A 23,997-nucleotide genomic window follows, 5' to 3' on the forward strand; every position below is an offset into this window, starting at 1 on the left:
GGGCGGATCGCCCGTCTCAATTGTCCACCAGCGTCCGGGTCGACAGGTAGCGCTCCACGGTGGCGTGCAGCAACTGTTTGTCCACCGGTTTGCCGAGGAAGTCGTTCATGCCCACCTCGAGCCCGTATTCCCGGTGTTCATCGAGAGTATGCGCGGTGAGCGCGATGATCGGCACCGCCGGCCATTTGCGCAGACGCTCGAGCAGGCGGATCTGCAGGGTGGCCTCGAAGCCGTCCATTTCCGGCATCTCGCAATCCATCAGGATCATCTGGATCGAGTTGGGCGCGCGGTGGTATTCGGCCACCGCCTCGGCGCCGTTGCCCGCCAGGCGCACGTTGTAGCCGCGCTTCTTCAGCAGCTCCTGGACCACCAGCTGGTTCACCGGGTTGTCCTCGGCGATGAGGATGCAGGGCACATGGCTCTCGCCCGCGTGGTCCTCGATCGGCACCAGCGCATGGCTGGGCTCCATGTGCAGTTCCAGCAGCTTCTTGCGCAGCGCCGCGACGACGACCGGCTGGGGCAGGCCGAGCATGTGCAGGCTGCTGCGGCTGGCCGGCAGTTGCCGGCACTGCTCCGGCGGGCAGATCAGCAGCAATCGCTGGCCGGGCGCCAGGTGCGGATAGAGGGCGTCCAGCCAGTACTCGACGCTGCCCGGCCAGGGCGCGATCAGCAGCAGCAGCGGCGGCTCGTCGAAGCCGGCCAACTGCTCGGGCAGCTTCTCCGGAATCCGGCAGCGCTCGGTGTTCATGCCCCAGCGGCCGAGCAGACGGCCGATGGCGTCCAGCGCGAAGCCGTCCAGCGAGGCGAGCAGCGCGGTGCGCCCGGCCAGCAGCTGGAACAGCTCGTCGCGCGTCTCGCCACCGCGCTGCAAGGGGATGTTGAAGGTGAAGCGGCTGCCCAGGCCCGGGGTGCTCTGCACCTCGATGTGGCCGCCCATCATTTCCACCAGCTCCTTGCTGATCGCCAGGCCCAGGCCGCTGCCGCCGTAGCGGCGGGTGGTGCTGGAGTCGCCCTGGCTGAAGGACTCGAAGAGCCGCGCCTGGGCCTCCTGGCGAATGCCGATGCCACTGTCGCTGACCCCGAAATACAGGTGTTCGGAGCCGTCGCTCTTGTGCCGGCGGCTGACGTCGAGCCGTACCTGGCCTTCGGAGGTGAACTTCAGCGCATTGCTCAGCAGGTTGGTCAGCACCTGCTTGAGGCGGGTCGGGTCGCCCTGGATATGGCGCGGCACCCCTTCGTCGAGGCTCATGTGCAGGCGCAGGCGCTTTTCCATCGCCTGGGCGGTGAACAGGTTGAGGGTGTCGGACAGCATCTCCTCGAGGTCGAACTCGATGTTTTCCAGGCTGAGCTTGCCGGACTCGATGCGCGCGTAGTCGAGAATGTCGTTGATCACCGCCATCAGAGTGCTGCCGGAGCTGGCGATGGTGTCGACGTAGAAGCGCTGGCTGTGGTCCAGGCGGGTTTCCTTGAGCAACTGCAGCATACCCAGCACGCCATTGAGCGGGGTGCGGATCTCGTGGCTCATTTTGGCCAGGAAGCGGCTCTTGGCCTGGTTCTGCAGGAGCGCCTCCTCGGCGGCCCGATGCGAGTACAGCCCTTCCCGGCGCAACTGCTGGAAGCGGTCGGCCAGGCCGACGGCAAGGATCAGCAGGTTGACCGCGACGCCGACCTTGGCCAGCACCATCGCGTGCTCGCCGAGCAGGTCCAGGCCCAGCTCGGCACAGGCCTGGCCTCCCAGCGAAACCAGCAGCAGCGCCCAGGCAGCGAGGTGGTAGGCACCGGCGCGCAGGCTCTTGCGCCACACATGGGCGCCGCAGCCGGGCAGCAGCAGGGCACCGATCAGGGTGGCGAGATGGGCGAGGGTGCTCCACACCGACAGGCCGATCATCGGGGCGGCGAGCAGCGCGGCGCCGAGGCCCAGCATCCACAGGCGCAGGGCACGGTCGAGCAGGGGAAAGTACTGCGGGATGTTCAGGAAGTGCCGGGTGAGCTGGGTCGCGCTCAGCCAGAAGGTGAAGATCAGCAGGTGTACGGCGGTGTGCTGCAGGCCGGGTGGCCAGTGGAGCAGGTAGCCGTCGAAGCTGAGGGCGAGCAGGATGGCGTTGAGGCTGTAGACCAGATACCAGCCCTGGCTGGGTTCGCGCAGGAACAGGAAGAGGAACAGCTGGCAGCAGAACAGGGCCAGCAGCACGCCGTAGAAGACGCCATTCAGGCCCTCCTGCCGCTCCTGGGCGGCCAGGCTGGCCCCGGTGGTGCCGAAAAACAGCGGCACGGTGATAGAGCTGCTGCTCTTCACCCGCACCAGAAGAGTGCTGGTGCCCGGTGGCAGCTCCAGGGGAAACCAGAGATTGCGGATCGGCACCGGCCGCAGCTCGAACGGCCGGGCATCGCCGCTCTCCTGTCGGTGCTGCTGGCCGTCGGGGGTCAACACGGTCAGCCGGACATCGTCGAGCAACGGATAGTTGACCTCGAGAAAGCCCTTCAGGGACTGGCTGCGGGTATTCTGCAGGTCGACCCGGAACCACCAGACCGAGCGGCTCTGGCCCAGATTGGCCTGATCGCCCTCGACCGGCCGGAAGGCCTCGTCGGGCATGGCCAGTAGCTGGGCGGCATCGAGGCTGGCATCGTCGTCCTCGAGGTAGCGGGTGTGCGGCCCCAGCGGCAGGCGGGCTTCCCGATCGGCAAGTACGGCTGGCTGGACGGCCCAGGCCGGCGCGCTACACGACAGCAGCAGCAACAGCGTCCAGACAATGCGAACCATACCCACTCCTCTGCTAGCAGGGCTTGTCATCTTGTTGTATTCCCGATTGCCGTGCCACCTGCGGGCACCCGGGGCAAGGGGCCGTCTGCAAGCAGGGTCATTTTCTGTGCGAAGACGGCAACGCGGCTCCGCCTGTCCCGACCGGGCCCGGCTCGGCTGCAAGCCGAGGGACGCGTCGGGCGCAGGGCCGCGTTGCCCATCGTTCTTGGGGGAATGACCAAACCGCGCTTCTCATACGATCCACAGGGAGATGTGGATGCAACAAGCCTGCCGGGGCGAGCGCTGCTTGTCCCATGGCCAAACAGGACCCCTGCAACGCAGAAAACCTTGATGACGAGCCTGGCCGGCGCGAGTTTCTCGGTTGGGAATTCCGTCTCAAGAGGAGACTTTGCCCGGATGCGGCGAGCGCTTCAAGCGTTCGGTTCGTGCTTGAGCAGACTGTCCACGGCCGGAACGCGCGTTTCGCTTTCCATCTGGGTCTCGTGTTCGAGCTGGCGGCTGAACCGTTTCAGGGAGTTGCTCTGCGGTCTGGCATCGCTGGCGAACACCGGCGGGCTGAGCAGATAGGCGCCGATCAGGCGGCTCAGCGCGGCCAGGCCGTCGAGGTGGGTGCGCTCGTAGCCATGGGTGGCATCGCAGCCGAAGGCCAGCAGCGCGGTGCGGATGTCGTGACCGGCGGCCACCGCCGACTGGGCATCGCTGTGGTAGTAGCGGAACAGGTCGCGGCGCACCGGAATCGCGTGGTTTTCCGCCAGGCGCAGCAGGTGGCGCGTCAGGTGGTAGTCGTAGGGGCCGCCGGAGTCCTGCATGGCGACGGTCACCGACCGCTCGCAGGACTGCTGGCCGGGAGCGACCGGCGCGATGTCGATGCCGACGAACTCACTGACGTCCCAGGGCAGCGCGGCGGCCGCGCCGGAGCCGGTTTCCTCGGTGATGGTGAACAGCGGATGGCAGTCGATCGGCGGCTCCTGGCCGCTGTCGAGCACGCTCTTCAGCGCGGCGAGCAGGGCGGCGGCGCCAGCCTTGTCGTCCAGGTGGCGGGCGCTGATGTGGCCGCTCTCGGTGAACTCCGGCAGCGGGTCGAAGGCGACGAAATCGCCGACCTCCACCCCCAGGGCCAGTGTATCGGCCTGGCTGGCGGTCATGGCGTCGAGGCGCAGCTCGACGTGGTCCCAGCTGATCGGCATCTGGTCGACCTGGGTGTTGAAGGTGTGCCCCGAGGCCAGCAGTGGCAGCACGCTGCCGCGCAGCACGCCGTGGTCGCTGAACAGGCTGACCCGGCTGCCCTCGGCGAAGCGGCTCGACCAGCAGCCCACCGGTGCCAGACCGATGCGGCCGTTGGCGTGGATCTCGCGGACGATGGCGCCGATGGTGTCGAGATGCACCGCGAGCGCCCGGTCCGGGCTGTAGCGGCGGCCCTTGAGGGTCCCGCGGATGGTGCCGCGGCGGGTCAGCTCGAAGGGAATGCCGAGCTCCTTCAACTGCTCGGCGACGTAGCGCACGATGGTGTCGGTGAAGCCGGTCGGGCTGGGGATGGCGAGCATTTCCAGCAGCACGCGCTGCAGGTAGTCGAGATCGGGTTCGGGAAGGGGTCTGGACATGGGGACTCCAAGGGCATGGTCTCGCATGGCGAGCGTCTGTTGCACGGAGGGCGCTCGGATACCTCGCTGGTCAAGACGGTGGCTGTGGCAAGCGGTCTCTCCACGCTTGGAGGGCGCGGGCCGCCGAAAGATCCGTGCCGCGCGAGGCCGGCGGAGCCCGCACGGGCTTCCGCCGCAGGGCTGTCCCTGCTCAGGAAGGCGATTTGCTGAGCGGGAACAGCAGGTCGACGAAGCGCTCGGCGGTGGGCTGGGGTTCGTGGTTGGCCAAGCCGGCCCGCTCGTTGGCCTCGATGATCACGTATTCCGGGCGGTCGATCGCCTCCACCAGCAGGTCGAGGCCGACCACCGGGATGTCCAGAGTGCGGGCGGCGAGCACGGCGGCCTCGGTCAGCGCCGGATGCAGCCGGCTGGTCACGTCTTCCAGGCAGCCGCCGGTGTGCAGGTTGGCGGTGCGCCGTACCGCCAAGTGCTGGCCCTCGGGCAGCACGCTGTCGTAGTCGTAGCCGGCCTGGCGCAGGACACGCTCGGTCTCGGCATCCAGCGGAATGCGGCTTTCGCCACCGCTGGCGGCCTGGCGACGCCGGCTCTGGGCCTCGATCAGCGCGCGGATGCTGGCGCGGCCGTCGCCGATCACCTCGGCGGGATGGCGCAGTGCGGCGGCGACCACCTCGAAGCCGATCACCAGGATGCGTAGGTCCTGGCCGGCATGGAAACGCTCCAGCAGCACCCGGCTGTCGAAGCGGCGGGCCGCCTCGATGGCCTGTTCCAGGTCCTCGACCGTGCCCAGGTCGACGGCCACGCCCTGGCCCTGCTCGCCGTTCACCGGCTTGACCACCAGGCGGCGGTGCTCGGCGAGGAAGGCCGCATTCTCCTCGCGGCTGCCGGCCAGGCGCTGGGCCGGCAGCCGCAGCCCGGCGCGGCTCAGCCAGCGGTGGGTCAGCTGCTTGTCCTGGCAGAGGGTCATGCTCACCGCACTGGTCAGGTCGGACAGCGACTCGCGGCAGCGGATCCGCCGTCCGCCGTGGATCAGGGTGAACAGGCCGGCTTCGGCGTCGTCCACCTGCACCTCGATGCCGCGGCGGTTGGCCTCGTCGACGATGATCCGCGCATAGGGGTTGAGTTCGGCGGCCGGGCCGGGGCCGAGGAACAGCGGCTGGTTGATGCTGTTCTTGCGCTTCACCGCGAAGGTCGGCAGCCCGCGAAAGCCCAGCTTGGCGTAGAGGTTCTTCGCCTGGCGGTTGTCGTGCAGCACCGACAGGTCGAGATAGGCCAGCCCGCGGGACATGAAGTGCTCGATCAGATGGCGCACCAGGGCCTCGCCGACCCCCGGGCGCGTGCAGGTCGGCTCCACCGCCAGGCACCAGAGGCTGCTGCCGTGCTCGGGATCGTGGTAGGCCTCGACGTGGTTGAGCCCCATGACGCCGCCGATCACCGCCTTGCTGTCGCTGTCCTCGGCCAGCCAGTAGACCGGGCCGCCTTCCTCGCGCGGGGTCAGCCGTTCGGGCTCCACCTGCAGCATGCCGCGGGTCTGGTAGAGGCGGTTGAGGCCGTCCCAGTCCGTCTCGCTTTGCACCCGGCGGATGCTGAAGCCGCGGAAGGTGCGCCGCGCCGGGCGGTAGTCGGAAAACCACAGGCGCAGGGTGTCCGACGGGTCGAGGAACAACTGTTGCGGCGCCTGGGCCAGCACCTGATGGGGGGCGGCCACGTAGAGTGCGATGTCGCGTTCGCCGGGCTGCTCCTGGAGAAGATCCTGGGCCAGCACGGCGGCGTCGGGGTAGGTATGGCCGATCAGCAGACGGCCCCAGCCGCAGTGCAGTGCCACTGGCGGCTGCCGTTCGCTCTGGCCATCCTCGGCCATGAGCGCCTGCAGGCGCTGGTAGGAGGGCGTCTGGCCACGCAGTACGCGCTGGCCGTAGGCAGGTGACTTCTGCATCGATCTGATTCCTTATAGGCCTTGTTCGCTGAGCCAGAGGTTGAGGGCCGCCAGCTGCCAGAGCTTGGAGCCACGCAGCGGCGTCAGCTGTCCCTGCGGGTCGCTCAGCAGCCGGTCGACTGCGGCCGGCTCGAACAGGCCGCGGTCCTGGCTGGGATCGAGCAAGAGCTCGCGCACCCAGTCCAGGGTCGCGCCCTGCAGATGCTTGAGACCGGGCACCGGAAAATAGCCCTTGGGCCGGTCGATGACCGCCGCCGGGATGACCTGGCGGGCGGCTTCCTTGAGCACGTACTTGCCGCCGTCCGGCAGCTTGAAGCGCGAGGGGATGCGCGCCGACAGCTCGACCAGGCGGTAGTCCAGGAACGGCGTGCGCGCCTCCAGGCCCCAGGCCATGGTCATGTTGTCGACCCGCTTGACCGGGTCCTCGACCAGCATCACGGTGCTGTCCAGGCGCAACGCCTTGTCCACCGGGTCCTCGGCGCCGGGCTGGGCGAAGTGCTCGCGCACGAAGGCCCCGGCATGGTCCTCGCCATGCCACTTCGGCTGCACGGTGGCCAGGTATTCGGCGTGGTCGCGGTCGAAGAAGGCGGCCCGGTAGGCGGCATAGGGATCGCTGGCGCCTGCCAGCGGCGGATACCAGTGGTAGCCGGCGAACAACTCGTCGGCACCCTGGCCGCTCTGCACCACCTTGCAGTGCCGGGCGACCTCCCGCGAGAGCAGGTAGAAGGCGATGCAGTCGTGGCTGACCATCGGCTCGCTCATGGCGCGGAAGGCCGCCGGCAACTGCTCGATGATCTCCCGCTCGTCGATGCGCAGCTGATGATGGCGGGTGGCATAGTGGTGGGCGATCAGGTCCGAGTACTGGAACTCGTCGCCGCGCTCGCCGCCGGCGTCCTGAAAGCCGATGGAGAAGGTCGAGAGATTCTCCACGCCGGCCTCGCGCAAGAGGCCGACCAGCAGGCTCGAGTCGACCCCGCCGGAGAGCAGCACGCCGACGTCCACCGCCGCCCGCTGGCGGATCTCCACCGCTGCACGCAGGCTCTCGAGCAGGATGTCGCGCCATTCCACCAGCCCGAAGCCGCGCTCCTCGTCCCGCGGACCGTAGTCGAGCTGCCACCAGGTGCGCTGCTCGCGCCTGCCGTCGGCATCGACGCGCAGCCAGGTTGCCGGCGGCAGCTTCTCCACCTCGGCGAGCAGGGTGCGCGGCGCCGGTACCACGGCGTGGAAGCTCAGGTAGTGGTCGAGTGCCACCGGATCCAGCGCCGCGCCGATGTCGCCGCCAGCCAGCAGGGCCGGCAGGCTCGAGGCGAAGCGCAGGCGATGGCCGCTGCGCGCCAGGTACAGCGGCTTGATGCCGAGCCGGTCGCGGGCGAGGAACAGCCGCTGGCGATCACGCTCCCAGATGGCGAAGGCGAACATGCCGTTGAGCCTGGGCAGCAGCGCCTCGCCCCAGGCGTGATAGCCCTTGAGCAGCACTTCAGTGTCGCCGTCGGAGAAGAAGCGGTAGCCGAGGCCTTGCAGCTCGTCGCGCAGTTCCGGGTAGTTGTAGATGGCGCCGTTGAACACCAGGTCGAGGCCGAGGTCGCTGTCGACCATCGGCTGCCCCGAGGCCTCGGCCAGATCCATGATCTTCAGCCGGCGATGCCCCAGGGCGATAGGCCCACGGGCGTGCACGCCCCAGGCGTCGGGTCCGCGGGAAGTGAGATGATGGGTGATCCGCTCGACCGCCGCGAGATCGGCCGGACGCTTGTCGAAACGCAGTTCTCCAGATATGCCGCACATGAGTCCTTACCGGTTTTGCCGTTGGGGAATGTCTCCGCGCCCTGCGGGGCGAGGCCGTGGCCAGCCTGGCGAGGTTGTGACACGAATCGCGCCGGCCGGTTGCAGACCTTTACACCAAAACAAGAAAATACTTTGATGTCAAAGATTGATTGCCGATGTCTACGACGCTATGAACGCAGAAAAAGTTTTATATCAAAGTGATATTTCAGCCTTCGAGGTGCCGCTGTTTCAGGCTATGAGACGCCTTCAGCAGGCTGGGGAAGTGCATGCCAAGCGGGTGGCGCGCTACGGCGGGCTGACCCCGATGCAACTGCTGATCCTTGGGGTGCTGGCCGACGAGACGCGGCTGACGGCGAGCGCCCTGAGCCGGCGGGTCAGCCTCACCGCGGCGACCCTGTCCGGCCTGCTCGACCGGCTGGAGGAGCGCGGCCTGCTGCAGCGCCAGCGCGACGAGCAGGACCGCCGCCGGCAGTGGCTGGTGCTCGCCGAGGCCGGCCGCACCCTGCTCGAGGAGGCGCCGCCGCTGCTGCCGCCGGAGTTCCGTCTGCGCTTTGCCGCGCTGCCGGAGTGGGAGCGGCATGCGCTGACGGCGGCGTTGTTGCGGGTGGCGGAGTTGTGTGGGGGGGAGTAGGAGGGGGCGGTAAAGCGTCTTTGGCTTCGTTTATGGCGTGGCAACTCGGCATCTTCATATCGAAAACGAGGCCCATACCTAACATGGCCCATGCCCGGCGCTCTACATCGCGACGAGGGCCGCTCCCACAGGGAGCGGAGTAGCCCTGCCTCACTTCCCCCGAATCAGCTTCCGCAATCCGAACCGGTTGGGATGACAGGCCTCCGCCACCGCCCTCGGCACCGGCAGTGGCTCGTCGTCCAGCCAGGCGGCCAGCAGCTCCCCGGCCAGCGGCGCGCTGAGCAGGCCGCGCGAGCCGTGGCCGCTGCTCACGTACAGGCCCTCCAGCCAGGGGCAGGGGCGCTGCGGCACCTGCCGGGCGTCCTTGCCGAGCACGGCGTAGGCCTCGGCGAAGGCCGCGGCGTCGGCCAGGGGGCCGACGATCGGCAGGTAGTCCGGGCTGGTGCAGCGAAAGCCCGCGCGACCTTCCAGCTCCGCCGCCACCAGCCGGTCAGCCTGAAGCCGCTCGGCCAGGTCGGTGGAGATCTCCCGCAGCAGTTGCAGGTTCTCCGCATGTTCCTCGGCAGTCAGCTCCAGCTCGGTACTGTCGAAGCGAAAGCTGGCGCCCAGGGTGTGCTCGCCGTCGCGCACCGGGGCGACGTAGCCCTCGGCGCAGAGCACGGTCTTCAGATCGCGGCTGGCCGCGGTCGCCGGCAGGCGGCTGATCTGCCCGCGGATGCGCTTGAGCGGCAGTCCGGCAGTCTCCGGGAAACGGGCGATGTCCGCCGCGCCGCAGAGCACCGCGACCGGCGCGGCGGCGAGCGGCGTCCCGCCGCTGCGGGCGTGCCACTGGCCGTCCTCGCGGCGCAGGTCGAGGACCTCCCGGTGAGTCAGCAGGCGGATGTTCGGATGTTCGGCCAGACACGAGCAGAGTGCCGGCGGATGCACCCAGCCGGCGTCGGGGTAGAACAGCCCGCCGCTGTCCAGGCCGATCCCGGCCAGGGCCTCGGCCTCCTCGCGGCTCAGATTGACCAGCAGGTCGCTGGGGAAGGCCGCCGCCAGTTCCGCCTGACGCGCCGCCTCCCGGGCGTCGAAGGCCAGCTGCAGCACGCCGCAGGGGGACCAGTCGCGGCCCGGTTCGAGGCGCTGCAGCAGCCGGCGGGTGAAGCCGAAACCGGCAACGATCAGCCGCGAGAGCGCCGTGCCGTGGGCCGACAGCTTGAGGTAGAGCACGCCCTGCGGATTGCCGGAGGTTTCCTCGGCGACGGCGGCGCGGCGCTCCAGCAGAGTCACCTGCCAGCCGCACCGGGCCAGGCTGGCCGCCACAGCGCAGCCGGCCAGGCCGGCGCCGATCACCAGCGCTTCGCGGGTACCTGCAGGGCGAGGCGGGCGGGCGAACCAGGGCTTGGCGGCAGCCTGCGCGGCTCCCTCGAAGCGTCCGGCGAGCATTTCTCGTTTTTGCCCGAAGCCCTTGACCCGCTGCATGGCGAAGCCCACCTCGTTCAGCCCGCGGCGCACGAGGCCGGCGCTGGTGAAGGTGGCCAGGCTGGCGCCGGGGGCGGACAGCCGGGCCAGTTCGGCGAACAGCGTGGGCGTCCACATCTCGGGGTTCTTCGCCGGGGCGAAGCCGTCGAGGAACCAGGCGTCGATGCGCGCGTCCAGCTCCGGCAGGCGCTCCAGCACGTCGCCGATCAGCAGGGTCAGCACCACCCGGCCGCCGGCGAAGACCAGGCGCTGGAAGCCCGGATGCACGGCGATGTATTGGTCCAGCAGCGCCTCGGCATAAGCGGCCAGTTCCGGCCAGAGCGCCAGGGCCCGCTGTAGGTCGGCGCGGGTCAGGGGGTATTTCTCGACGCTGACGAAGTGCAGCCGGGCGTCGGCCGGGGCCGTGCGCTCGAACAGTTGCCAGGCGCAGAGGAAGTTCAGCCCGGTGCCGAAGCCGGTCTCGCCGATGCTCAGCCGCCCGCCGGCCGGCAGGGCGGCGAAGCGGTCCGGCAGGTCGTTGTGGCCGAGGAACACGTAACGGGTTTCCTCCAGTCCCGAGGCGCGGGAGAAGTACACGTCGCCGAAGCCGCGCGACAGCGGCTGGCCTTGCTCGTCCCAGTCGAGCTGGGCATGGGATTGATCGGTCATCGGGTAGTGCGGATGGCGGAATGAGGGCAGCATTCTAGCCCGCCGGCCGGCATTCCGGGCGGCGTCAGGCGAGCGCTCCGGCCCGCTGCGCCGGCGCCCAGAACTGCACGAAGCGGGGGCGGAACAGGTAGCCCTGGACCAGGCCGATGCCCAGCCGGCGGGCCAGCTGCAGGTGCTCGGCGGTTTCCACGCCCTCCAGGATCACCGTCTTGCCGCTCTGCCGGGCGAAGTCGAGGAGGCCGTTCAGCAGGGGCTGGCCGTGCGGGCCGGCCAGGCGGTCCAGCCAGTCCCGGGCCAGCTTCAGGTAGTCGACCCGGGCCAGCACGTCCAGGGACACCAGGCTGTCGTGGGCGCCGATGTCGTCCAGGGCCATGGGGATGCCGGCGCTGCCGAAGTGGCCGAGCATGGCGATGCTCACCTGGGCGTCGGAGGTCGAACTGTTCTCGATGAGCTCCACCACCGCCCGGGGATGTCCGGCAAGCAGCTCCACCAGGGGATGGCGCTCTTCGCCGAGGAAGGTGGCGAACGCATCCTGGTCGATGTTGAGGAACAGCAGGCCGCTCGGCGGGGCGTGGCGGATCTGCAGCTGCTTGATCTTCAGCTCCAACTGGAACAGGCTCAGCGGACTGTCGTGCAAGGTGCAGAAGACCCGTTCGGGCGGCAGGCAGCGACCGTCGGCGCAGCGGAAGCGGGCCAGGGCTTCGTGACCGATGGTGCTGCCGCTGGCGACGTCGACGATCGGCTGGTATTCCACGCCCAGCCCTTGGCCTTCGAGCAGGGCCAGCAGGTGGGTTGGCGACAGAGTGGGCATGTGCGCTTCGATGTAGTTGAGATTTTTTCTCGATAATACTCCTGCCCTCCCTTCCGGGGGAATCTCCATGGCCTCTCGCGAGGCTCTGTTCCGGGCCTTTGCGCAAGGCAGTGGAGATTCCGCCGGGGCGTTGTCCGATGATTTTCCGAGAGGTTCCGCATGTTCGAATCCGCCGAGATCGGCCACCAAATCGACAAGGATAGTTACGAGGCGGCCGTGCCGGCACTGCGCGAGGCACTGCTCGAGGCCCAGTACGAACTCCGCCAGCAGGCGCGCTTCCCGGTGCTGGTGCTGATCTGCGGCATCGAGGGTGCCGGCAAGGGCGAGACGGTCAAGCTGCTCAACGAGTGGATGGACCCGCGGCTGATCGAGGTCAGCACCTTCGACCAGCAGACCGACGAGGAGCTGGCGCGCCCGCCGGCCTGGCGCTACTGGCGGCAGCTGCCGCCGAAGGGGCGGATCGGCGTCTTCTTCGGCAACTGGTACAGCCAGATGCTGCAGGCGCGGGTGCACGGGCGGATCGACGATGCCCGTCTCGACCAGGCCATCGACGGTGCCGAGCGCCTGGAGCGGATGCTCAGCGACGAGGGCGCCTTGATCTTCAAGTTCTGGTTCCACCTCTCCAGGAAGCGCATGAAGGAGCGCCTGGCGCTCCTCAAGGACGACCCCCTGCACAGCTGGCGGCTGAGCCCGCTGGACTGGCAGCAGTCGAAGACCTACGACAAGTTCGTGCGCCACGGCGAGCGGGTGCTGCGGCGCAGCAGCCGGGACTTCGCGCCCTGGTACGTGATCGAGGGGGCCGATGCCAACTACCGCAGCCTGAGCGTCGGGCGCATCCTCCTCGACGGCCTGCAGGCGGCCCTCGGACACCGCGGCCGGGTGACCCACCGCCCGCATGCGGCGCCGCTGGTGTCCAGCGTGGACAACCGCGCCCTGCTGGATTCCCTGGACATGAGCCAGGCCCTCGCCAAGCCCGACTACCAGCGTCTGCTGATCGCCGAGCAGGCACGCCTGGCCCGGCTGATGCGCGACAAGCGCATGCGCCGGCATGCCCTGATCGCGGTGTTCGAGGGCAACGATGCGGCCGGCAAGGGCGGGGCGATCCGCCGTGTCGCCGCCGCCCTGGACCCGCGCCAGTACCGGATCGTGCCGATCGCCGCGCCGACCGAGGAGGAGCGCGCCCAGCCCTACCTGTGGCGGTTCTGGCGGCACATCCCGCCGCGCGGCAAGTTCACCGTCTTCGACCGCTCCTGGTATGGCCGGGTGCTGGTGGAGCGGGTCGAGCGCCTGTGCAGCGAGGCCGACTGGCTGCGCGCCTACGGCGAGATCAACGATTTCGAGGAGGAGCTGACCCGCGCCGGGGTGGTGCTGGTCAAGTTCTGGCTGGCCATCGACCAGCAGACCCAGGTCGAGCGTTTCAAGGAGCGCGAGGCGACGCCCTTCAAGCGCTTCAAGATCACCGAGGAAGACTGGCGCAACCGCGACAAGTGGGAGGCCTACAGCGATGCGGTGGGCGACATGGTCGACCGCACCAGCAGCGAGATCGCCCCCTGGACCCTGGTCGAGGCCAACGACAAGCGTTTCGCCCGGGTGAAGATCCTGCGCACGCTCAACGAGGCGCTGGAAAAGGCCTTCCGCGGCTGAGGCCCGCCTTCGCTGCAACCGCTCGTCGGATAATCGCGGCTCCAGCTGCGTGCCGACGAGCGGGCACCCCGCCTGCCTGCGGCGGAGGCCGTTGGGCTGATTCCGGCCAGGCAATCGGCCGTCAAGTCGGCAACTATGCTTACGCGGGTTGACTGACGCTGGACATGGCAAGGCGATATCGCTTCGCCAGCGACTTTGCCCACACGAGGTCGACGGACTGCCAGTCCGTGTTCCGGAGGATTTTCGGGAGGGGCAGGTGGGCTTGCTGCGTTGCCCTGGCCAAGACCGCTCAGTCTGCACGGCTGGTACACCCTCAACAGTCGGATGGATGCGAGAGAGGTGGCTACCATGCCAACCCGTCAGGTTCTGTTCGGGATCGCTCTGCTCGGTGCTGCTGGCGCCGTCTGGGCGGATGACTCCATGTTCCCTGCCGCTGTCGGGCGCAGCGCTCCGGCTGGCGCCGGCTCCGGCGCTGCCGTTCCGCCGACGGGCAAGCCGGTCGTGCTGGCCGTGCGTCCCGGCAGTCCCGGCACCTTGCCGGTGCCGGTCGGCTTCGCCCGTGCGAGTCGCCCTGGCGGGGCTGCCGAGGGGGGAGCGCCCATGGCGGGGAGCGGCGAGCCGGGCACGAGCCGCCTGATCCCCGAATCCGGGCTGACCGGCCTGAGCGTGCAGCCGACCTTCTCCTACCAGATCAACGATACCCTCTCCGTCGGCGTCGGTCCGCGCTTCGTCCACGGTGCCGTGGTCGGCGGTGCGGTTCCCGGCAGCGATCCGGCCGATGCGCCAGCGGCCTATCACGACAGCGACACCGACGCCGGGCTCAATCTGGGCCTGCTGTACCGGCTGGGCGACAGCACCTGGCTGGGACTGGCCTATGCCAGCGGCTACGAGCTGGAGCTCGACGAGCGCGCCGGGGTCGCCGATCCGGTGGCGAACATTGTCCAGGGGCGTCCGGAGACCAACCGGCTGATTGCCGAGACGCGGGCGCCAGATAGCGTCACCGCGAGCATTTCCCACCGGCTCGACAACGGCTGGATGCTGTCGGCCAGCCTCGGCTGGATGGGCTGGAGCGGGCTGGAGCGGGCCGTCGGCGAAGCGCCGGCCCTCGGTGCCGCGGGTGCCGGCAGCGAACATCAGTACCGCGACACCTGGCGCCTCGCCCTGGGGGCGGAGCAGCAGCTCGGCGAGCGCCTGCGCTGGAGCATGGGCGTGAGCTACGACTCGTCGCCTTTGCCCGGCAATCAGCGGAATCTGGACGATCCGCTGCCGGAGAACCTGCGCCTGGCCGCCGGACTGAGCTACCAGATGGACGAGGGGGTGGAGTTGCAGCTCGGCTACAGCCTGGTCTGGCTGGGCGAGTCGGACTCCCGGCAGAACAACCGGACGCGCAACGACAGCCTCCTGTCCGCCGAGCCGCCCAGCAGCACCCTGCACGTCATCGGCGGAGGCATGGTCTGGCGTTTCTGAGCTTCAGGCGGTATGGCAGCCTGCGGGACACAGTGTCCTCCACCCGGTGCGGCGGCCGGTCGCCAGCGCACCGGGAGCGCTTCTCACAGGGAGGGCTGTTGCGCCTGGCACTGGCGGATGTATTCCTGGACGGCCTGCTGGGCCTCCTGGCGAGTGCGGTAGGGGCCCATCAGCTGGCCCTCGCGGGTGTCGAAGAAGTATTCGTGGTTGATGGCGCAGATGCGCTCGCTGCGAAAGCGGGTGACAGGGGCCGTCGGATCGGTTGCGCGTTGTGCGGGCATAAGGTGCTCCTTGCAGGGGTTGAGGCGGACAAAGGAGGGCGGATCGGAAGCGGTGCGCCTCCGATGTGGCACTATGCTATCAGAATGGCAGAGCCGCCGTCCCGCCGGGCAGAGAGGGGCGGCGGGGCCCCTTTCGCGACTGCATGGCCGAGGCCGCTGGCGCTCCTTCACTCGTGCCGGCCGGCCTCCAGCATATCCTGCGGACGCACCCAGGTGTCGAACTCCTCGCCGCTGACGTATCCCAGGGCCAGCGCGGCCTCGCGCAGGGTGGTGCCCTCGGCGTAGGCCTTCTTGGCGATCTCCGCGGCCTTGTCGTAGCCGATGTGCGGGTTCAGCGCGGTCACCAGCATCAGGCTGCGCTCGAGGTGCGCGGTCATCCGCTGCGGGTCCGGCTCCAGTCCCTCGATGCAGTGCAGGCGGAAGTTGTGGCAACCGTCGGCAAGCAGGCGCACCGACTGCAGCAGGTTGTGGATGATCACCGGCTTGTAGACGTTGAGCTGCAGGTGTCCCTGGCTGGCGGCGAGGGCGATGGTGCTGTCGTTGCCCAGCACCTGGCAGGCGAGCATGGCCAGGGCCTCGCACTGGGTCGGGTTGACCTTGCCGGGCATGATCGAGCTGCCCGGCTCGTTGGCCGGCAGGCGCACCTCGGCGAAGCCGGCGCGCGGGCCGGAGCCGAGCAGGCGCAGGTCGTTGGCGATCTTCATCAGCGCCACCGCCAGGGTCTTCAGCGCGCCGGAGAGATGCACCAGGGGCTCGTGGCCGGCGAGGGCGGCGAACTTGTTCGGCGCCGAGACAAAGGGCAGGCCGGAGAGGGCGGCCAGTTCAGCGGCGATGGCTTCGGCGAAGCCCGGCGGCGCGTTCAGTCCGGTGCCGACCGCGGTGCCGCCCTGGGCCAGTTCGCAGACCGCCGGCAGCGCCGCGCGGATCGCCCGCTCGGCGTAGTCGAGCTGGGCGACGAAGGCCGAGAGCTCCTGGCCGAAGGTGATCGGCGTGGCATCCATCAGATGGGTGCGGCCGGTCTTCACCAGATTGATATGCCGCGCCGCCTGCTCGGCGATGGCGCCGCTCAGCTCGTCGATCGCCGGCAGCAGGTCGTGCTGCACGGCGCGCACCGCGGCGATGTGCATGGCGGTGGGAAAGCAGTCGTTGGAACTCTGGCCATGGTTGACGTGGTCGTTGGGGTGCACCGGACTCTTGCCGCCACGCTGACCGCCGGCCAGTTCGTTGGCGCGCCCGGCGATCACCTCGTTGACGTTCATGTTGCTCTGCGTGCCGCTGCCGGTCTGCCAGACCACCAGCGGGAACTGGTCGTCGTGCCTGCCGGCGAGGACCTCGTCGGCGGCCTGTTCGATCAGCCGGGCGATGTCCGGCGGCAGCTCGCCGATGCGGTCGTTGACCCGTGCGGCGGCCTTCTTGATCAGCGCCAGGGCATGTACCACCGCCAGCGGCATGCGCTCCTGGCCGATGGCAAAGTTGATCAGCGAGCGCTGCGTCTGGGCGCCCCAGTAGGCCTCCTCGGGAACCTCGATCGGCCCCAGGCTGTCGGTTTCGGTGCGACTCATGCGGCGAATCTCCACGAAAGTTAGGGGTCTAGCGAAGTGTAGACGCCGCCTCCGCCAGCCTCCCTTGAGCCCCCACCGGCTTGGGCGCAGAATGCTCCGGCCGGGGAGGCCCGACCGGGGGCTTTTCCCCTTTTGCCTTGCCTAGAAGGATGTCCTAATGTTCCGTTTTCGAGTGCTCTGTGCCGCGACCCTGCTGCTCTGTGCCAGCGGCCAGACACTGGCCGATGCCGCCAGCCATGCCGCCACCGCGGAGAAGTTCCTCCAGGTGGTGCGGGCCGACAAGCTGACCGTGCCCGTCTATGCCCAGGTGCAGCAGATGTTCGCCCAGCGCTTCGCCGAGGCCAAGGCGCCGCAGAGCAAGCAGCCACTGCTCGAGCGCTACCAGGCCCGGGCCAATACCGCGCTGGACCGGGCGGTCGGCTGGGACAAGCTCAAGCCCGAGATGATCAGGCTCTACACCGGCACCTTCAGCGAGCGCGAAATGAAGGAGCTGCTCGAGTTCTACCAATCGTCGCTGGGCCAGAAGGTTTTGCAGAGCATGCCGGCGCTCACCGCGCAGTCGGCGCAGATGACCCAGGCGGCCCTGGAAAAGGCGGTTCCGGAAGTGAACCGGCTGCTTGACGAGATGCAGAAAGAACTGGGAGAGACCAAGAAATGACCGCCAAGATCGAGCGCATCAAGAGCGCCCTGGCAGCCCTCGAGCCCAGCCATCTGGAGGTGCTCGACGAGAGCCACATGCACAGCCGCGGTCTGGAGACCCATTACAAGGCGGTGGTCGTCAGCCCGCAGTTCGCCGGCCTGGGTGTGGTCAAGCGCCACCAGAAGGTCTACGCCACTCTCGGCGAGCTGATGGGACAGATGCATGCCCTGGCCCTGCACACCTACACCCCCGAAGAGTGGGCGGAGCGCGGCAGCGCGCCGGATTCGCCGCTCTGCGCCGGCGGCAGCAAGCACGACCACTGAGAGGGCGGCAATTCGCCGCATGTCTGCCTGTCCGTTTCCGCTGCGGTAAACTCCCCCTGCGCCGGCCTCCGCCGGCGCAGCCATTTTCAGGGTATCGACAGCTTTTTTGCCGGCCAGGGGCCACCCCCTCGGCCCGGCTGACTACGATCAGAAAACGCACCCTCCACACGCGCTACGGAGTTCGTATGAGTGAGCGCCTGCTCTATGTAATGGATCCGATGTGCTCCTGGTGCTGGGGTTTCGCCCCGGTGGTCGAGGAGCTGGCCAGTCAGGCGGCACGGGCCGGCGTGCGCCTGGACTGGGTGGTCGGCGGCCTGCGCCGGGAGAGTTCGCCGCTGATCGAGCCGGCCCGCTCGCGCATCCTCGCCCACTGGCAGGCGGTTCACGCCAGCACCGGCCAGCCCTTCAACTTCGCCGAGGGATTGCCCGAGGGGCTGGTCTACGACACCGAGCCGGCCTGTCGGGCGCTGGTCGTGGCACGCCACCTCGCGCCGCGGCGGGTGGCGCGCCTCGCGCGGCTGATCCAGCGGGCCTTCTATGTGGAGGGCCGCGACGTCACCCGTGCGCGCGTTCTGCTGGAGCTGGCCGAGGCCGCTGGATTCACCCGCTGCTGCTTCGCCGAAGCCTTCGACAGTGCCGAGCAGCAGGCCGCCACCCGTGCCGATTTCGCCTGGGCCGAGCGGCTCGGCATCGCCGGCTTTCCGACCCTGCTGGCCGAGCGCAACGGCATGCTCGCCCTGCTGACCAATGGCCACCAGCCGCTGGAGCGCCTGGCGCCCCTGCTGGAGCGTTGGCTGGAGCGCGTCGCCCATGCCTGAGCCCGTCGACCGCCTGAGCTGGGCGGAGATCCGCCGGCTCGCCCTGCGCCACCGCAAGGCCCTGCTGCTGGCCAACGGTGTCGCCGTGCTGGCGGCCCTGGCCAGCGTGCCGATTCCGCTGCTGCTGCCGCTGCTGGTCGACGAGGTGCTGCTCAAGCAGGGCGATGCGGCGCTGCGACTGATGGACCGCCTGCTGCCCGGCGCCTGGCAGAACGCGGTCGGCTACATCGGCCTGATGCTGCTGGTGAGTCTGCTGCTGCGCGGCGCCGCGCTGCTGTTCAACGTGGTGCAGGCGAAGCTGTTCGCCGGATTGTCGAAGGACGTCGTCTACCGCCTGCGCGTGCGCCTGATCGAACGGCTCAAGCGCATTTCCCTCGGCGAATACGAAAGCCTCGGCAGCGGCACCGTGACCGCCCATCTGGTCACCGACCTGGACACCCTGGACACCTTCATCGGCGACACCCTGAGCCGCTTTCTGGTCGCGATCCTGACCCTGGCCGGCACCTCGGCGATCCTGATCTGGATGCACTGGCAGCTGGCCCTGCTGATCCTGCTGTTCAACCCGTTGGTGATCTACGCCACGGTGCTGCTCGGCAAGCGCGTCAAGCACCTGAAGAAGCTCGAGAACGACAGCACCGCGCGCTTCACCCAGGCGCTCGGCGAAACCCTCGAGGCGATCCAGGAAGTGCGCGCCGGCAACCGCCAGGGCTTCTTCCTCGCCCGCCTCGGCCAGCGCGCCCGGGAGGTGCGCGACCGCGCCGTCGCCTCGCAGTGGAAGACCGATGCCTCGAGCCGCGCCAGCGGCCTGCTGTTCCAGTTCGGCATCGACGTGTTCCGCGCCGCGGCGATGCTCACCGTGCTGTTCTCCGACCTGTCGATCGGCCAGATGCTCGCGGTGTTCAGCTACCTGTGGTTCATGATCGCCCCGGTGGAGCAACTGCTCGGCCTGCAGTACGCCTTCTACGCCGCCGGTGGCGCCCTGACGCGGATCAACGAGCTGCTCGCCCGCGCCGACGAGCCGCAGTACCCCGGCAGCGTCGATCCGTTCAAGGGGCGCACCACGGTCGGCATCGAGGTGCATGATCTGCACTTCGCCTACCGCGACGAGCCGGTGCTGGACGGTCTCGACCTGTCCATCGCGCCGGGCGAGAAGGTCGCCGTGGTCGGCGCCTCGGGCGGCGGCAAGAGCACCCTGGTGCAGCTGCTGCTCGGCCTCTACAGCCCGCAGTCGGGGAGCATCCGCTTCGGCGGCTCGACCCTCCAGGAGATCGGCCTGGAGCGGGTGCGCGAACACGTCGCGGTGGTCCTCCAGCAGCCGGCGCTGTTCAACGACTCGGTGCGCGCCAACCTGACCCTGGGCCGCGAGCGCAGCGACCAGGACTGCTGGCAGGCGCTGGAGATCGCCCAGCTGGCGGCGACCGTGCGCGCCCTGCCGCAGGGGCTGGACAGCGTGGTCGGCCGCTCCGGGGTGCGCCTCTCCGGCGGTCAGCGGCAGCGCCTGGCGATCGCCCGCATGGTGCTCGCCGACCCGCAGGTGGTGATCCTCGACGAGGCCACCTCGGCCCTCGACGCGGCCACCGAATACGCCCTGCACCAGGCACTGGCGCGTTTCCTCCAGGGCCGCACCACCCTGATCATCGCCCACCGCCTGTCGGCGGTGAAGCAGGCCGACCGGGTGCTGGTGTTCGACGGCGGGCGCATCGCCGAGGAGGGCGACCACCACCAGCTGATCGCCGAGGGCGGCCTGTACGCCAGGCTCTACGGGCATCTGCAGCACTGAGCCGGCAACCGGGGAAAGTGCCCGGCGAAGGTCGGGCAAGGTGAAAATGCAGCGCGGCATCAGCGAGTCCGGGCCTTTGCCTACCAGTTGCAGGCCTCCGGCGGACGGGCGAACCATTTCCCCGGCGCGCCTTCGTGGAGCGTCACCGGCTCCCACCACTGGCCGGCGTGGCCGAGGTCCTCGCGGTCGCCGCTGGAAAGGACCCGGCTGCGCAGCCAGCCGCCGGGCACCGCCCGTCCGCCGAACAGGTGCGCGCTGGGCGAGGCGGTGACGACCGCGCAGGTCGCCGCGGGGACGTCCGGGTCCTCCACCAGCACCGTGCGGATCGCCTCGCTGCGCTTGCCGCGCCGGTTGGTGGTGGTGTAGAGGCAGCGATAGCGGCCGGCACGGCGGTTGTCGACCGTGCAGTCGACACCGACCGCCAACTCGCCGTCCCCGGCATCGCTGGCGCGGGCGCCGGGGTCGACGAACGGCTCGCCGAGTGCCAGGCGCAGCGGATTGGGGCCCTCGATGGCTACCCGCGGGTGGTCGTCCGCGGTTGTGCCGTTGCGCGGATGGCGGGCGAAGAAGTTCCAGAGGATGTCCGGATGGCTGGGGCCCTGGCGCAGCGCGTAGGGGCCGTCGCGACCGTGCTCGCCGCCGATCCAGTAGTGGCCGCGGTCGGTGTCGTCCGCGGCCGGGGTTTCCAGCGGTCCCCGGTAGAACAGGGTCTCCACCAGCGAGCGGCTGGCGCTGTTGCCGTCGGCGCTGAAGATCTCGTGGCGGCAGGCGTAATCGTCGCCGCCGAATACCGGGATGCAGCGCCGCTGCGCCGCCAGGGTGGTGGCCGGGCTGTCGAACGGCGCCATACCGAACACCTTGAGGTGGGCGTCGCGCAGGCGGCGTCCGGCGCTCTGCACCACGGTGCAGTCGTTGTCGTTCTGGATCACCAGCAGCGGAATGGGGTAGGGATCGTCGAGTTCGGCGCGCATGTCGTCGGCCACCTGCTCGACGCCGTGCAGGCTGGCGCCGCTCAGCGGGCAGGTGGCCGAGGACACCGCCCGCGCCTCCTCGCCGTAGGGCAGGCCGGCCACGCTGGCCGCCGCGGCCCAGTACTCGTTGTGGGCGATCGCCGCCACCACGCTCATCGCCCCGCCCGACGAGAGCCCGGCGATGTAGCGGCGCGCCGGATCGGTGCGGTGGCGGGCTTCCACCGCCTGGGCGATGCGCAGCAGGTCCTCCGCCTCGCCGCGGCCCTCGTGGCGCTGCCCGTCGATCCAGAAGCCCCAGCAGTTGGGGTTGCGCGGCTCGTCGTAGCCGGTGACGAAGGGCGCAACCAGGATAAAGCCGTGACGGTCGGCGGCGGCGGTGAGACCCCAGTCGCGCAGCACGTCGTCGTTATCCATGCGGCAGCCGTGCAGCACCATCACCAGGGGCGGCGCTTCGGGGCGCACGTCCGGCAGGTAGACCTTGTACTGACGCTCGCGCGAACCGGGATGGCCGGCGGCGGGCAGGCTGAGGGGTTCGAGGGTGCCGCCCCAGGCGAGGGCCGGCAGGAGCAGCAGGGGAAGGACAAACAGGCGGGGAGTCCATGTCCGGGGCATCGCGGCATTTCCTTGTCGAAGCAGAACGGCATCGCTTCGCTGCAGGGTAGATCGCCCCTGCAGCGCTGGCCAGTGCAGGCTGGATGGGCGCACTCGGAGGCGGGGCCGAATCCCGCCCGACGGACGGCCAGCGGCGGATTTCTGGTCGATACTTCCTCCATTGTCTGTGCTGAAGCGGTGAGCGCCATGAACCTCTCCCGGCCCCTTCGCGGCTGTACCTTCGGCATCGCCCTGCTGGCCGCCGGGAAGGGCCTGGCCGGGCCGGCTGCGCCCTTCCAGGCGCGGATGGACGCCGACGGCGTGCAGCGGGTGAGCCTGGTGGGCGGCAGCCATTTCTTTCGCCCCGAGCATATTCTCGCCCGCGCCGGCTTGCCGCTGGAGTTCACCCTGAGCCGGGAGCCGGGCATCGTCCCGCACCGTTTCGTGCTGGAGGCGCCGGATGGCTCTACGCTGGCCGATGTCGAACTCGACGAGACGCCACAGCGGCTGCGTCTGACCCTGACGGCCGGCGACTATGTTTTCTACTGCCCGAACCGACTGCTGTTCTTCAAGAGCCACCGCGAGCAGGGCATGTCCGGCCGGCTCGAAATCAGGGAATAGCGCATGCTATGGGCACTGTTCGTCTTCGCCCTGCTCGGTGAAACCATGAACGACCCACTGGCCGAGGCGGAAAGCCGCTTCCAGGCGCTGACCAGCTATCGGGTCACGGTGCGCCTGAGCGCCGAAGGCAGCGAGCAGCATGTGCTGCGCTACTTCTACCGCAAGCCGGGCTGGATACGCATTGAGTTCATCCGGCCGCATCCGGGACTGGTGTTGATCTACAACCCCGATACCCGCCGGGTACGGGTGTGGCCGTTCGGCCTGAATCACCTGCCGCGGCTCAATCTGGCCCCGGACAATCCACTGGTCCGCGGTCCGCACGGCATCCGGGTCGACCAGTCGGATGTCGGCGTGCTGCTGGAGAGCCTGCGCGAGCGGCAGGCGCGTGGCAGCCTGGCGCCGCTCGGCAGGGGGGAGATCGCCGCGCGGCCGGTCGCCGGCTTCGAGATCCGCGGCGGAACGGGAGGGAACCCGCCCGGCACCCACTACTATCGGGTATGGCTGGCGCAGGACAGCCGGTTCCCGCTGCGGGTCGAGCGCTTCGGAACCGGCGGGCGCCTGCTCGAGACCGTCGACATGGCCGACGTGGAGATCGATATGCCCTTTCCCGAGCGGTTTTTCACCCCCTGAACCGAGCCATGGGTACGGCCAATCGCTACCACCTGACCACCCTCTGGCAACTCGATGCGCCGCTCGGCGTGGTCTGGGACGCCATCGTCGAGCCCGAAGCCTGGCCCGGCTGGTGGCGGGGCGTCGAGCAGGTCGTCACCCTGGAGACGGGGCGCGAAGGCGGCGGTCTGGGAACCCGCCAGCGCTTCACCTGGAAGGGGGCCTTGCCCTACCGGCTGTCCTTCGTCGCCTGCGTGACCCGCTTGGAGCCGCAGCGCCTGCTCGAGGGGCGGGTCGAGGGAGAACTCGAGGGCGTCGGCCGCTGGCGCTTCGGCGCCGATGCCGGGCGGACCTGGGTGCGCTTCGACTGGCGGGTGCGTACCACCCCCGCCTGGATGAACCTGCTGACCCCGCTGGCGCGGCCGCTGTTCCGCTGGAATCACCGCGTGCTGATGCACGCCGGCGGCATCGGTCTGGCCCGGCGGCTCGGTACGCGCCTGGCCTTCCAGGCCACCTGGTCGTCCTGAGCGCATGCCATCGGGGCACGCAGGCCGTCAGTGACGATCCTCCATCCGCTGCTGCTGCGTGTCATGGGCCTGATAGTCGGCGCTTTCCTCGGCGCTGGAGGTCATGGGCGACAGCCGGACCGCCAGATCGGTGCCATCCACCCGGGCAACGCCGTGCACCGCGCGGGCCAGCTGCAGGGCCTGGTTGCGCTGTCGGTGGCTGTCGACCAGGCCGCTCAGGAACACCTCGCCGGCGTGGGTCTTGACGTGGATATCCTGGCCGCGGGTTTCCCTGGCCAGCGCCAGGGAGGATTTCACGTTGGCGGTGATCCAGACATCGTGAACGGTGGCGCCGAGGCGCTGGGACGTTTGGCCGGACAATGGGATTTTCATGGCGGCGAACCTCTCGAGGGGAACAGGCACGGGCTCGTTTGCTCAGCGGGCCTCGCATCGATCGTCTCCAGCCGGGAAACATCGGTGACGACCAGAAAGTATAGATTTCGCCGCCGTTGGCGGCCGCTCTCGGCTCCGCGCGGCATTTGTCACTTGCCCG

At 69.2% G+C, this 23,997-nt stretch carries 20 protein-coding genes; 10 read left to right on the plus strand and 10 right to left on the minus strand.

What is annotated here, in order from left to right; translation table 11 throughout:
* Positions 1 to 16: 16 nt before the first annotated feature.
* From GCU53_RS19965 to GCU53_RS19980, 4 genes are all read right to left on the minus strand, one after another.
* Positions 17 to 2,761 (minus strand): hybrid sensor histidine kinase/response regulator, encoded by a 2,745-nt coding sequence (locus tag GCU53_RS19965; protein ID WP_152389152.1) that lies wholly within the window; start codon positions 2,759 to 2,761, stop codon positions 17 to 19.
* Between the two features lie 410 nt (positions 2,762 to 3,171).
* Complete coding sequence (locus GCU53_RS19970) at positions 3,172 to 4,362, minus strand: osmoprotectant NAGGN system M42 family peptidase (protein ID WP_208845336.1); 1,191 nt, start codon at positions 4,360 to 4,362, stop codon at positions 3,172 to 3,174.
* Positions 4,363 to 4,552: 190 nt separating this feature from the next.
* Positions 4,553 to 6,295 (minus strand): N-acetylglutaminylglutamine synthetase, encoded by a 1,743-nt coding sequence (ngg, locus tag GCU53_RS19975; protein ID WP_152389153.1) that lies wholly within the window; start codon positions 6,293 to 6,295, stop codon positions 4,553 to 4,555.
* Positions 6,296 to 6,307: 12 nt separating this feature from the next.
* A complete protein-coding gene (locus tag GCU53_RS19980) occupies positions 6,308 to 8,077 on the minus strand; it encodes an N-acetylglutaminylglutamine amidotransferase (protein WP_152389154.1) in 1,770 nt (589 codons plus the stop codon).
* Between the two features lie 169 nt (positions 8,078 to 8,246).
* Between GCU53_RS19980 and GCU53_RS19985 the strand changes: the two genes are divergently transcribed.
* Positions 8,247 to 8,708 carry a MarR family winged helix-turn-helix transcriptional regulator gene (locus GCU53_RS19985; protein WP_152389155.1) on the plus strand — a complete coding sequence of 154 codons (462 nt, stop codon included), beginning with the start codon at positions 8,247 to 8,249 and terminating at the stop codon, positions 8,706 to 8,708.
* Positions 8,709 to 8,858: 150 nt separating this feature from the next.
* Here GCU53_RS19985 and mnmC read toward each other — a convergent pair whose 3' ends face one another.
* Both mnmC and GCU53_RS19995 read right to left on the minus strand, forming a co-directional pair.
* Positions 8,859 to 10,820 (minus strand): bifunctional tRNA (5-methylaminomethyl-2-thiouridine)(34)-methyltransferase MnmC2/FAD-dependent 5-carboxymethylaminomethyl-2-thiouridine(34) oxidoreductase MnmC1, encoded by a 1,962-nt coding sequence (gene mnmC, locus GCU53_RS19990; RefSeq protein WP_152389979.1) that lies wholly within the window; start codon positions 10,818 to 10,820, stop codon positions 8,859 to 8,861.
* Positions 10,821 to 10,884: 64 nt separating this feature from the next.
* Positions 10,885 to 11,631 carry an EAL domain-containing protein gene (locus GCU53_RS19995; RefSeq protein WP_244306878.1) on the minus strand — a complete coding sequence of 249 codons (747 nt, stop codon included), beginning with the start codon at positions 11,629 to 11,631 and terminating at the stop codon, positions 10,885 to 10,887.
* Positions 11,632 to 11,790: 159 nt separating this feature from the next.
* Between GCU53_RS19995 and pap the strand changes: the two genes are divergently transcribed.
* Positions 11,791 to 13,275, plus strand: coding sequence for a polyphosphate:AMP phosphotransferase (pap, locus tag GCU53_RS20000; protein WP_152389156.1), 1,485 nt, complete (start codon positions 11,791 to 11,793; stop codon positions 13,273 to 13,275).
* A 348-nt stretch (positions 13,276 to 13,623) separates the two neighbouring features.
* Positions 13,624 to 14,742, plus strand: coding sequence for an OmpP1/FadL family transporter (locus tag GCU53_RS20005; RefSeq protein ID WP_152389157.1), 1,119 nt, complete (start codon positions 13,624 to 13,626; stop codon positions 14,740 to 14,742).
* An 83-nt stretch (positions 14,743 to 14,825) separates the two neighbouring features.
* Here the strand turns inward: GCU53_RS20005 and GCU53_RS20010 are convergent, their stop codons facing one another.
* Positions 14,826 to 15,023 carry a DUF6316 family protein gene (locus tag GCU53_RS20010; RefSeq protein WP_152389158.1) on the minus strand — a complete coding sequence of 66 codons (198 nt, stop codon included), beginning with the start codon at positions 15,021 to 15,023 and terminating at the stop codon, positions 14,826 to 14,828.
* A gap of 167 nt (positions 15,024 to 15,190) precedes the next feature.
* Entirely contained in the window at positions 15,191 to 16,585 is a 1,395-nt protein-coding gene (locus tag GCU53_RS20015; RefSeq protein WP_152389159.1) for a class II fumarate hydratase, read from the minus strand.
* 157 nt (positions 16,586 to 16,742) lie between these two features.
* Here GCU53_RS20015 and GCU53_RS20020 point away from each other — a divergent pair, with 157 nt between their 5' ends.
* The 4 genes from GCU53_RS20020 to GCU53_RS20035 all read left to right on the plus strand — a co-directional run bounded on the left by GCU53_RS20020 (position 16,743) and on the right by GCU53_RS20035 (position 20,146).
* Positions 16,743 to 17,243 carry a DUF2059 domain-containing protein gene (locus GCU53_RS20020; RefSeq protein WP_152389160.1) on the plus strand — a complete coding sequence of 167 codons (501 nt, stop codon included), beginning with the start codon at positions 16,743 to 16,745 and terminating at the stop codon, positions 17,241 to 17,243.
* Positions 17,240 to 17,548, plus strand: coding sequence for a BolA family protein (locus tag GCU53_RS20025; protein ID WP_152389161.1), 309 nt, complete (start codon positions 17,240 to 17,242; stop codon positions 17,546 to 17,548). Before GCU53_RS20020 ends, GCU53_RS20025 begins: the two co-directional genes overlap by 4 nt.
* Positions 17,549 to 17,733: 185 nt before the next feature.
* Complete coding sequence (locus GCU53_RS20030; RefSeq protein WP_167520091.1) at positions 17,734 to 18,366, plus strand: DsbA family protein; 633 nt, start codon at positions 17,734 to 17,736, stop codon at positions 18,364 to 18,366.
* On the plus strand, positions 18,359 to 20,146 hold the full coding sequence (locus GCU53_RS20035; protein ID WP_152389162.1) for an ABC transporter ATP-binding protein: 1,788 nt from the start codon (positions 18,359 to 18,361) through the stop codon (positions 20,144 to 20,146). The genes GCU53_RS20030 and GCU53_RS20035 overlap by 8 nt, the downstream gene beginning before the upstream one ends.
* Before the next feature lie 80 nt (positions 20,147 to 20,226).
* Here the strand turns inward: GCU53_RS20035 and GCU53_RS20040 are convergent, their stop codons facing one another.
* Positions 20,227 to 21,729 carry an extracellular catalytic domain type 1 short-chain-length polyhydroxyalkanoate depolymerase gene (locus GCU53_RS20040; protein ID WP_152389163.1) on the minus strand — a complete coding sequence of 501 codons (1,503 nt, stop codon included), beginning with the start codon at positions 21,727 to 21,729 and terminating at the stop codon, positions 20,227 to 20,229.
* 186 nt (positions 21,730 to 21,915) lie between these two features.
* Between GCU53_RS20040 and GCU53_RS20045 the strand changes: the two genes are divergently transcribed.
* From GCU53_RS20045 to GCU53_RS20055, 3 genes are read left to right on the plus strand one after another with little or no spacing between them, the layout of a single operon-like run.
* The gene (locus tag GCU53_RS20045; RefSeq protein ID WP_152389164.1) at positions 21,916 to 22,329 is read left to right on the plus strand and encodes a cupredoxin domain-containing protein; all 414 of its coding nucleotides are present in this window, start codon (positions 21,916 to 21,918) and stop codon (positions 22,327 to 22,329) included.
* Positions 22,330 to 22,332: 3 nt separating this feature from the next.
* Entirely contained in the window at positions 22,333 to 22,959 is a 627-nt protein-coding gene (locus GCU53_RS20050) for a hypothetical protein (RefSeq protein WP_244306879.1), read from the plus strand.
* A gap of 8 nt (positions 22,960 to 22,967) precedes the next feature.
* Complete coding sequence (locus GCU53_RS20055; RefSeq protein ID WP_152389165.1) at positions 22,968 to 23,465, plus strand: SRPBCC family protein; 498 nt, start codon at positions 22,968 to 22,970, stop codon at positions 23,463 to 23,465.
* Between the two features lie 27 nt (positions 23,466 to 23,492).
* Here the strand turns inward: GCU53_RS20055 and GCU53_RS20060 are convergent, their stop codons facing one another.
* Positions 23,493 to 23,837 (minus strand): BON domain-containing protein, encoded by a 345-nt coding sequence (locus GCU53_RS20060; RefSeq protein WP_152389166.1) that lies wholly within the window; start codon positions 23,835 to 23,837, stop codon positions 23,493 to 23,495.
* Positions 23,838 to 23,997: the final 160 nt, after the last annotated feature.

Origin of the sequence: Azotobacter salinestris, assembly GCF_009363155.1 — a bacterium.
GTDB classification, from domain to species: Bacteria; Pseudomonadota; Gammaproteobacteria; order Pseudomonadales; family Pseudomonadaceae; genus Azotobacter; species Azotobacter salinestris.

Bases quoted from the DNA above. Each gene is read 5' to 3' on its own strand.
- GCU53_RS19965 (WP_152389152.1), bottom strand. From the start codon at position 2,761: ATGGTTCGCATTGTCTGGACGCTGTTGCTGCTGCTGTCGTGTAGCGCG.
- GCU53_RS19970 (WP_208845336.1), bottom strand. From the start codon at position 4,362: ATGTCCAGACCCCTTCCCGAACCCGATCTCGACTACCTGCAGCGCGTG.
- ngg (WP_152389153.1), bottom strand. From the start codon at position 6,295: ATGCAGAAGTCACCTGCCTACGGCCAGCGCGTACTGCGTGGCCAGACG.
- GCU53_RS19980 (WP_152389154.1), bottom strand. From the start codon at position 8,077: ATGTGCGGCATATCTGGAGAACTGCGTTTCGACAAGCGTCCGGCCGAT.
- GCU53_RS19985 (WP_152389155.1), top strand. From the start codon at position 8,247: ATGAACGCAGAAAAAGTTTTATATCAAAGTGATATTTCAGCCTTCGAG.
- mnmC (WP_152389979.1), bottom strand. From the start codon at position 10,820: ATGACCGATCAATCCCATGCCCAGCTCGACTGGGACGAGCAAGGCCAG.
- GCU53_RS19995 (WP_244306878.1), bottom strand. From the start codon at position 11,631: ATGCCCACTCTGTCGCCAACCCACCTGCTGGCCCTGCTCGAAGGCCAA.
- pap (WP_152389156.1), top strand. From the start codon at position 11,791: ATGTTCGAATCCGCCGAGATCGGCCACCAAATCGACAAGGATAGTTAC.
- GCU53_RS20005 (WP_152389157.1), top strand. From the start codon at position 13,624: ATGCCAACCCGTCAGGTTCTGTTCGGGATCGCTCTGCTCGGTGCTGCT.
- GCU53_RS20010 (WP_152389158.1), bottom strand. From the start codon at position 15,023: ATGCCCGCACAACGCGCAACCGATCCGACGGCCCCTGTCACCCGCTTT.
- GCU53_RS20015 (WP_152389159.1), bottom strand. From the start codon at position 16,585: ATGAGTCGCACCGAAACCGACAGCCTGGGGCCGATCGAGGTTCCCGAG.
- GCU53_RS20020 (WP_152389160.1), top strand. From the start codon at position 16,743: ATGTTCCGTTTTCGAGTGCTCTGTGCCGCGACCCTGCTGCTCTGTGCC.
- GCU53_RS20025 (WP_152389161.1), top strand. From the start codon at position 17,240: ATGACCGCCAAGATCGAGCGCATCAAGAGCGCCCTGGCAGCCCTCGAG.
- GCU53_RS20030 (WP_167520091.1), top strand. From the start codon at position 17,734: ATGAGTGAGCGCCTGCTCTATGTAATGGATCCGATGTGCTCCTGGTGC.
- GCU53_RS20035 (WP_152389162.1), top strand. From the start codon at position 18,359: ATGCCTGAGCCCGTCGACCGCCTGAGCTGGGCGGAGATCCGCCGGCTC.
- GCU53_RS20040 (WP_152389163.1), bottom strand. From the start codon at position 21,729: ATGCCCCGGACATGGACTCCCCGCCTGTTTGTCCTTCCCCTGCTGCTC.
- GCU53_RS20045 (WP_152389164.1), top strand. From the start codon at position 21,916: ATGAACCTCTCCCGGCCCCTTCGCGGCTGTACCTTCGGCATCGCCCTG.
- GCU53_RS20050 (WP_244306879.1), top strand. From the start codon at position 22,333: ATGCTATGGGCACTGTTCGTCTTCGCCCTGCTCGGTGAAACCATGAAC.
- GCU53_RS20055 (WP_152389165.1), top strand. From the start codon at position 22,968: ATGGGTACGGCCAATCGCTACCACCTGACCACCCTCTGGCAACTCGAT.
- GCU53_RS20060 (WP_152389166.1), bottom strand. From the start codon at position 23,837: ATGAAAATCCCATTGTCCGGCCAAACGTCCCAGCGCCTCGGCGCCACC.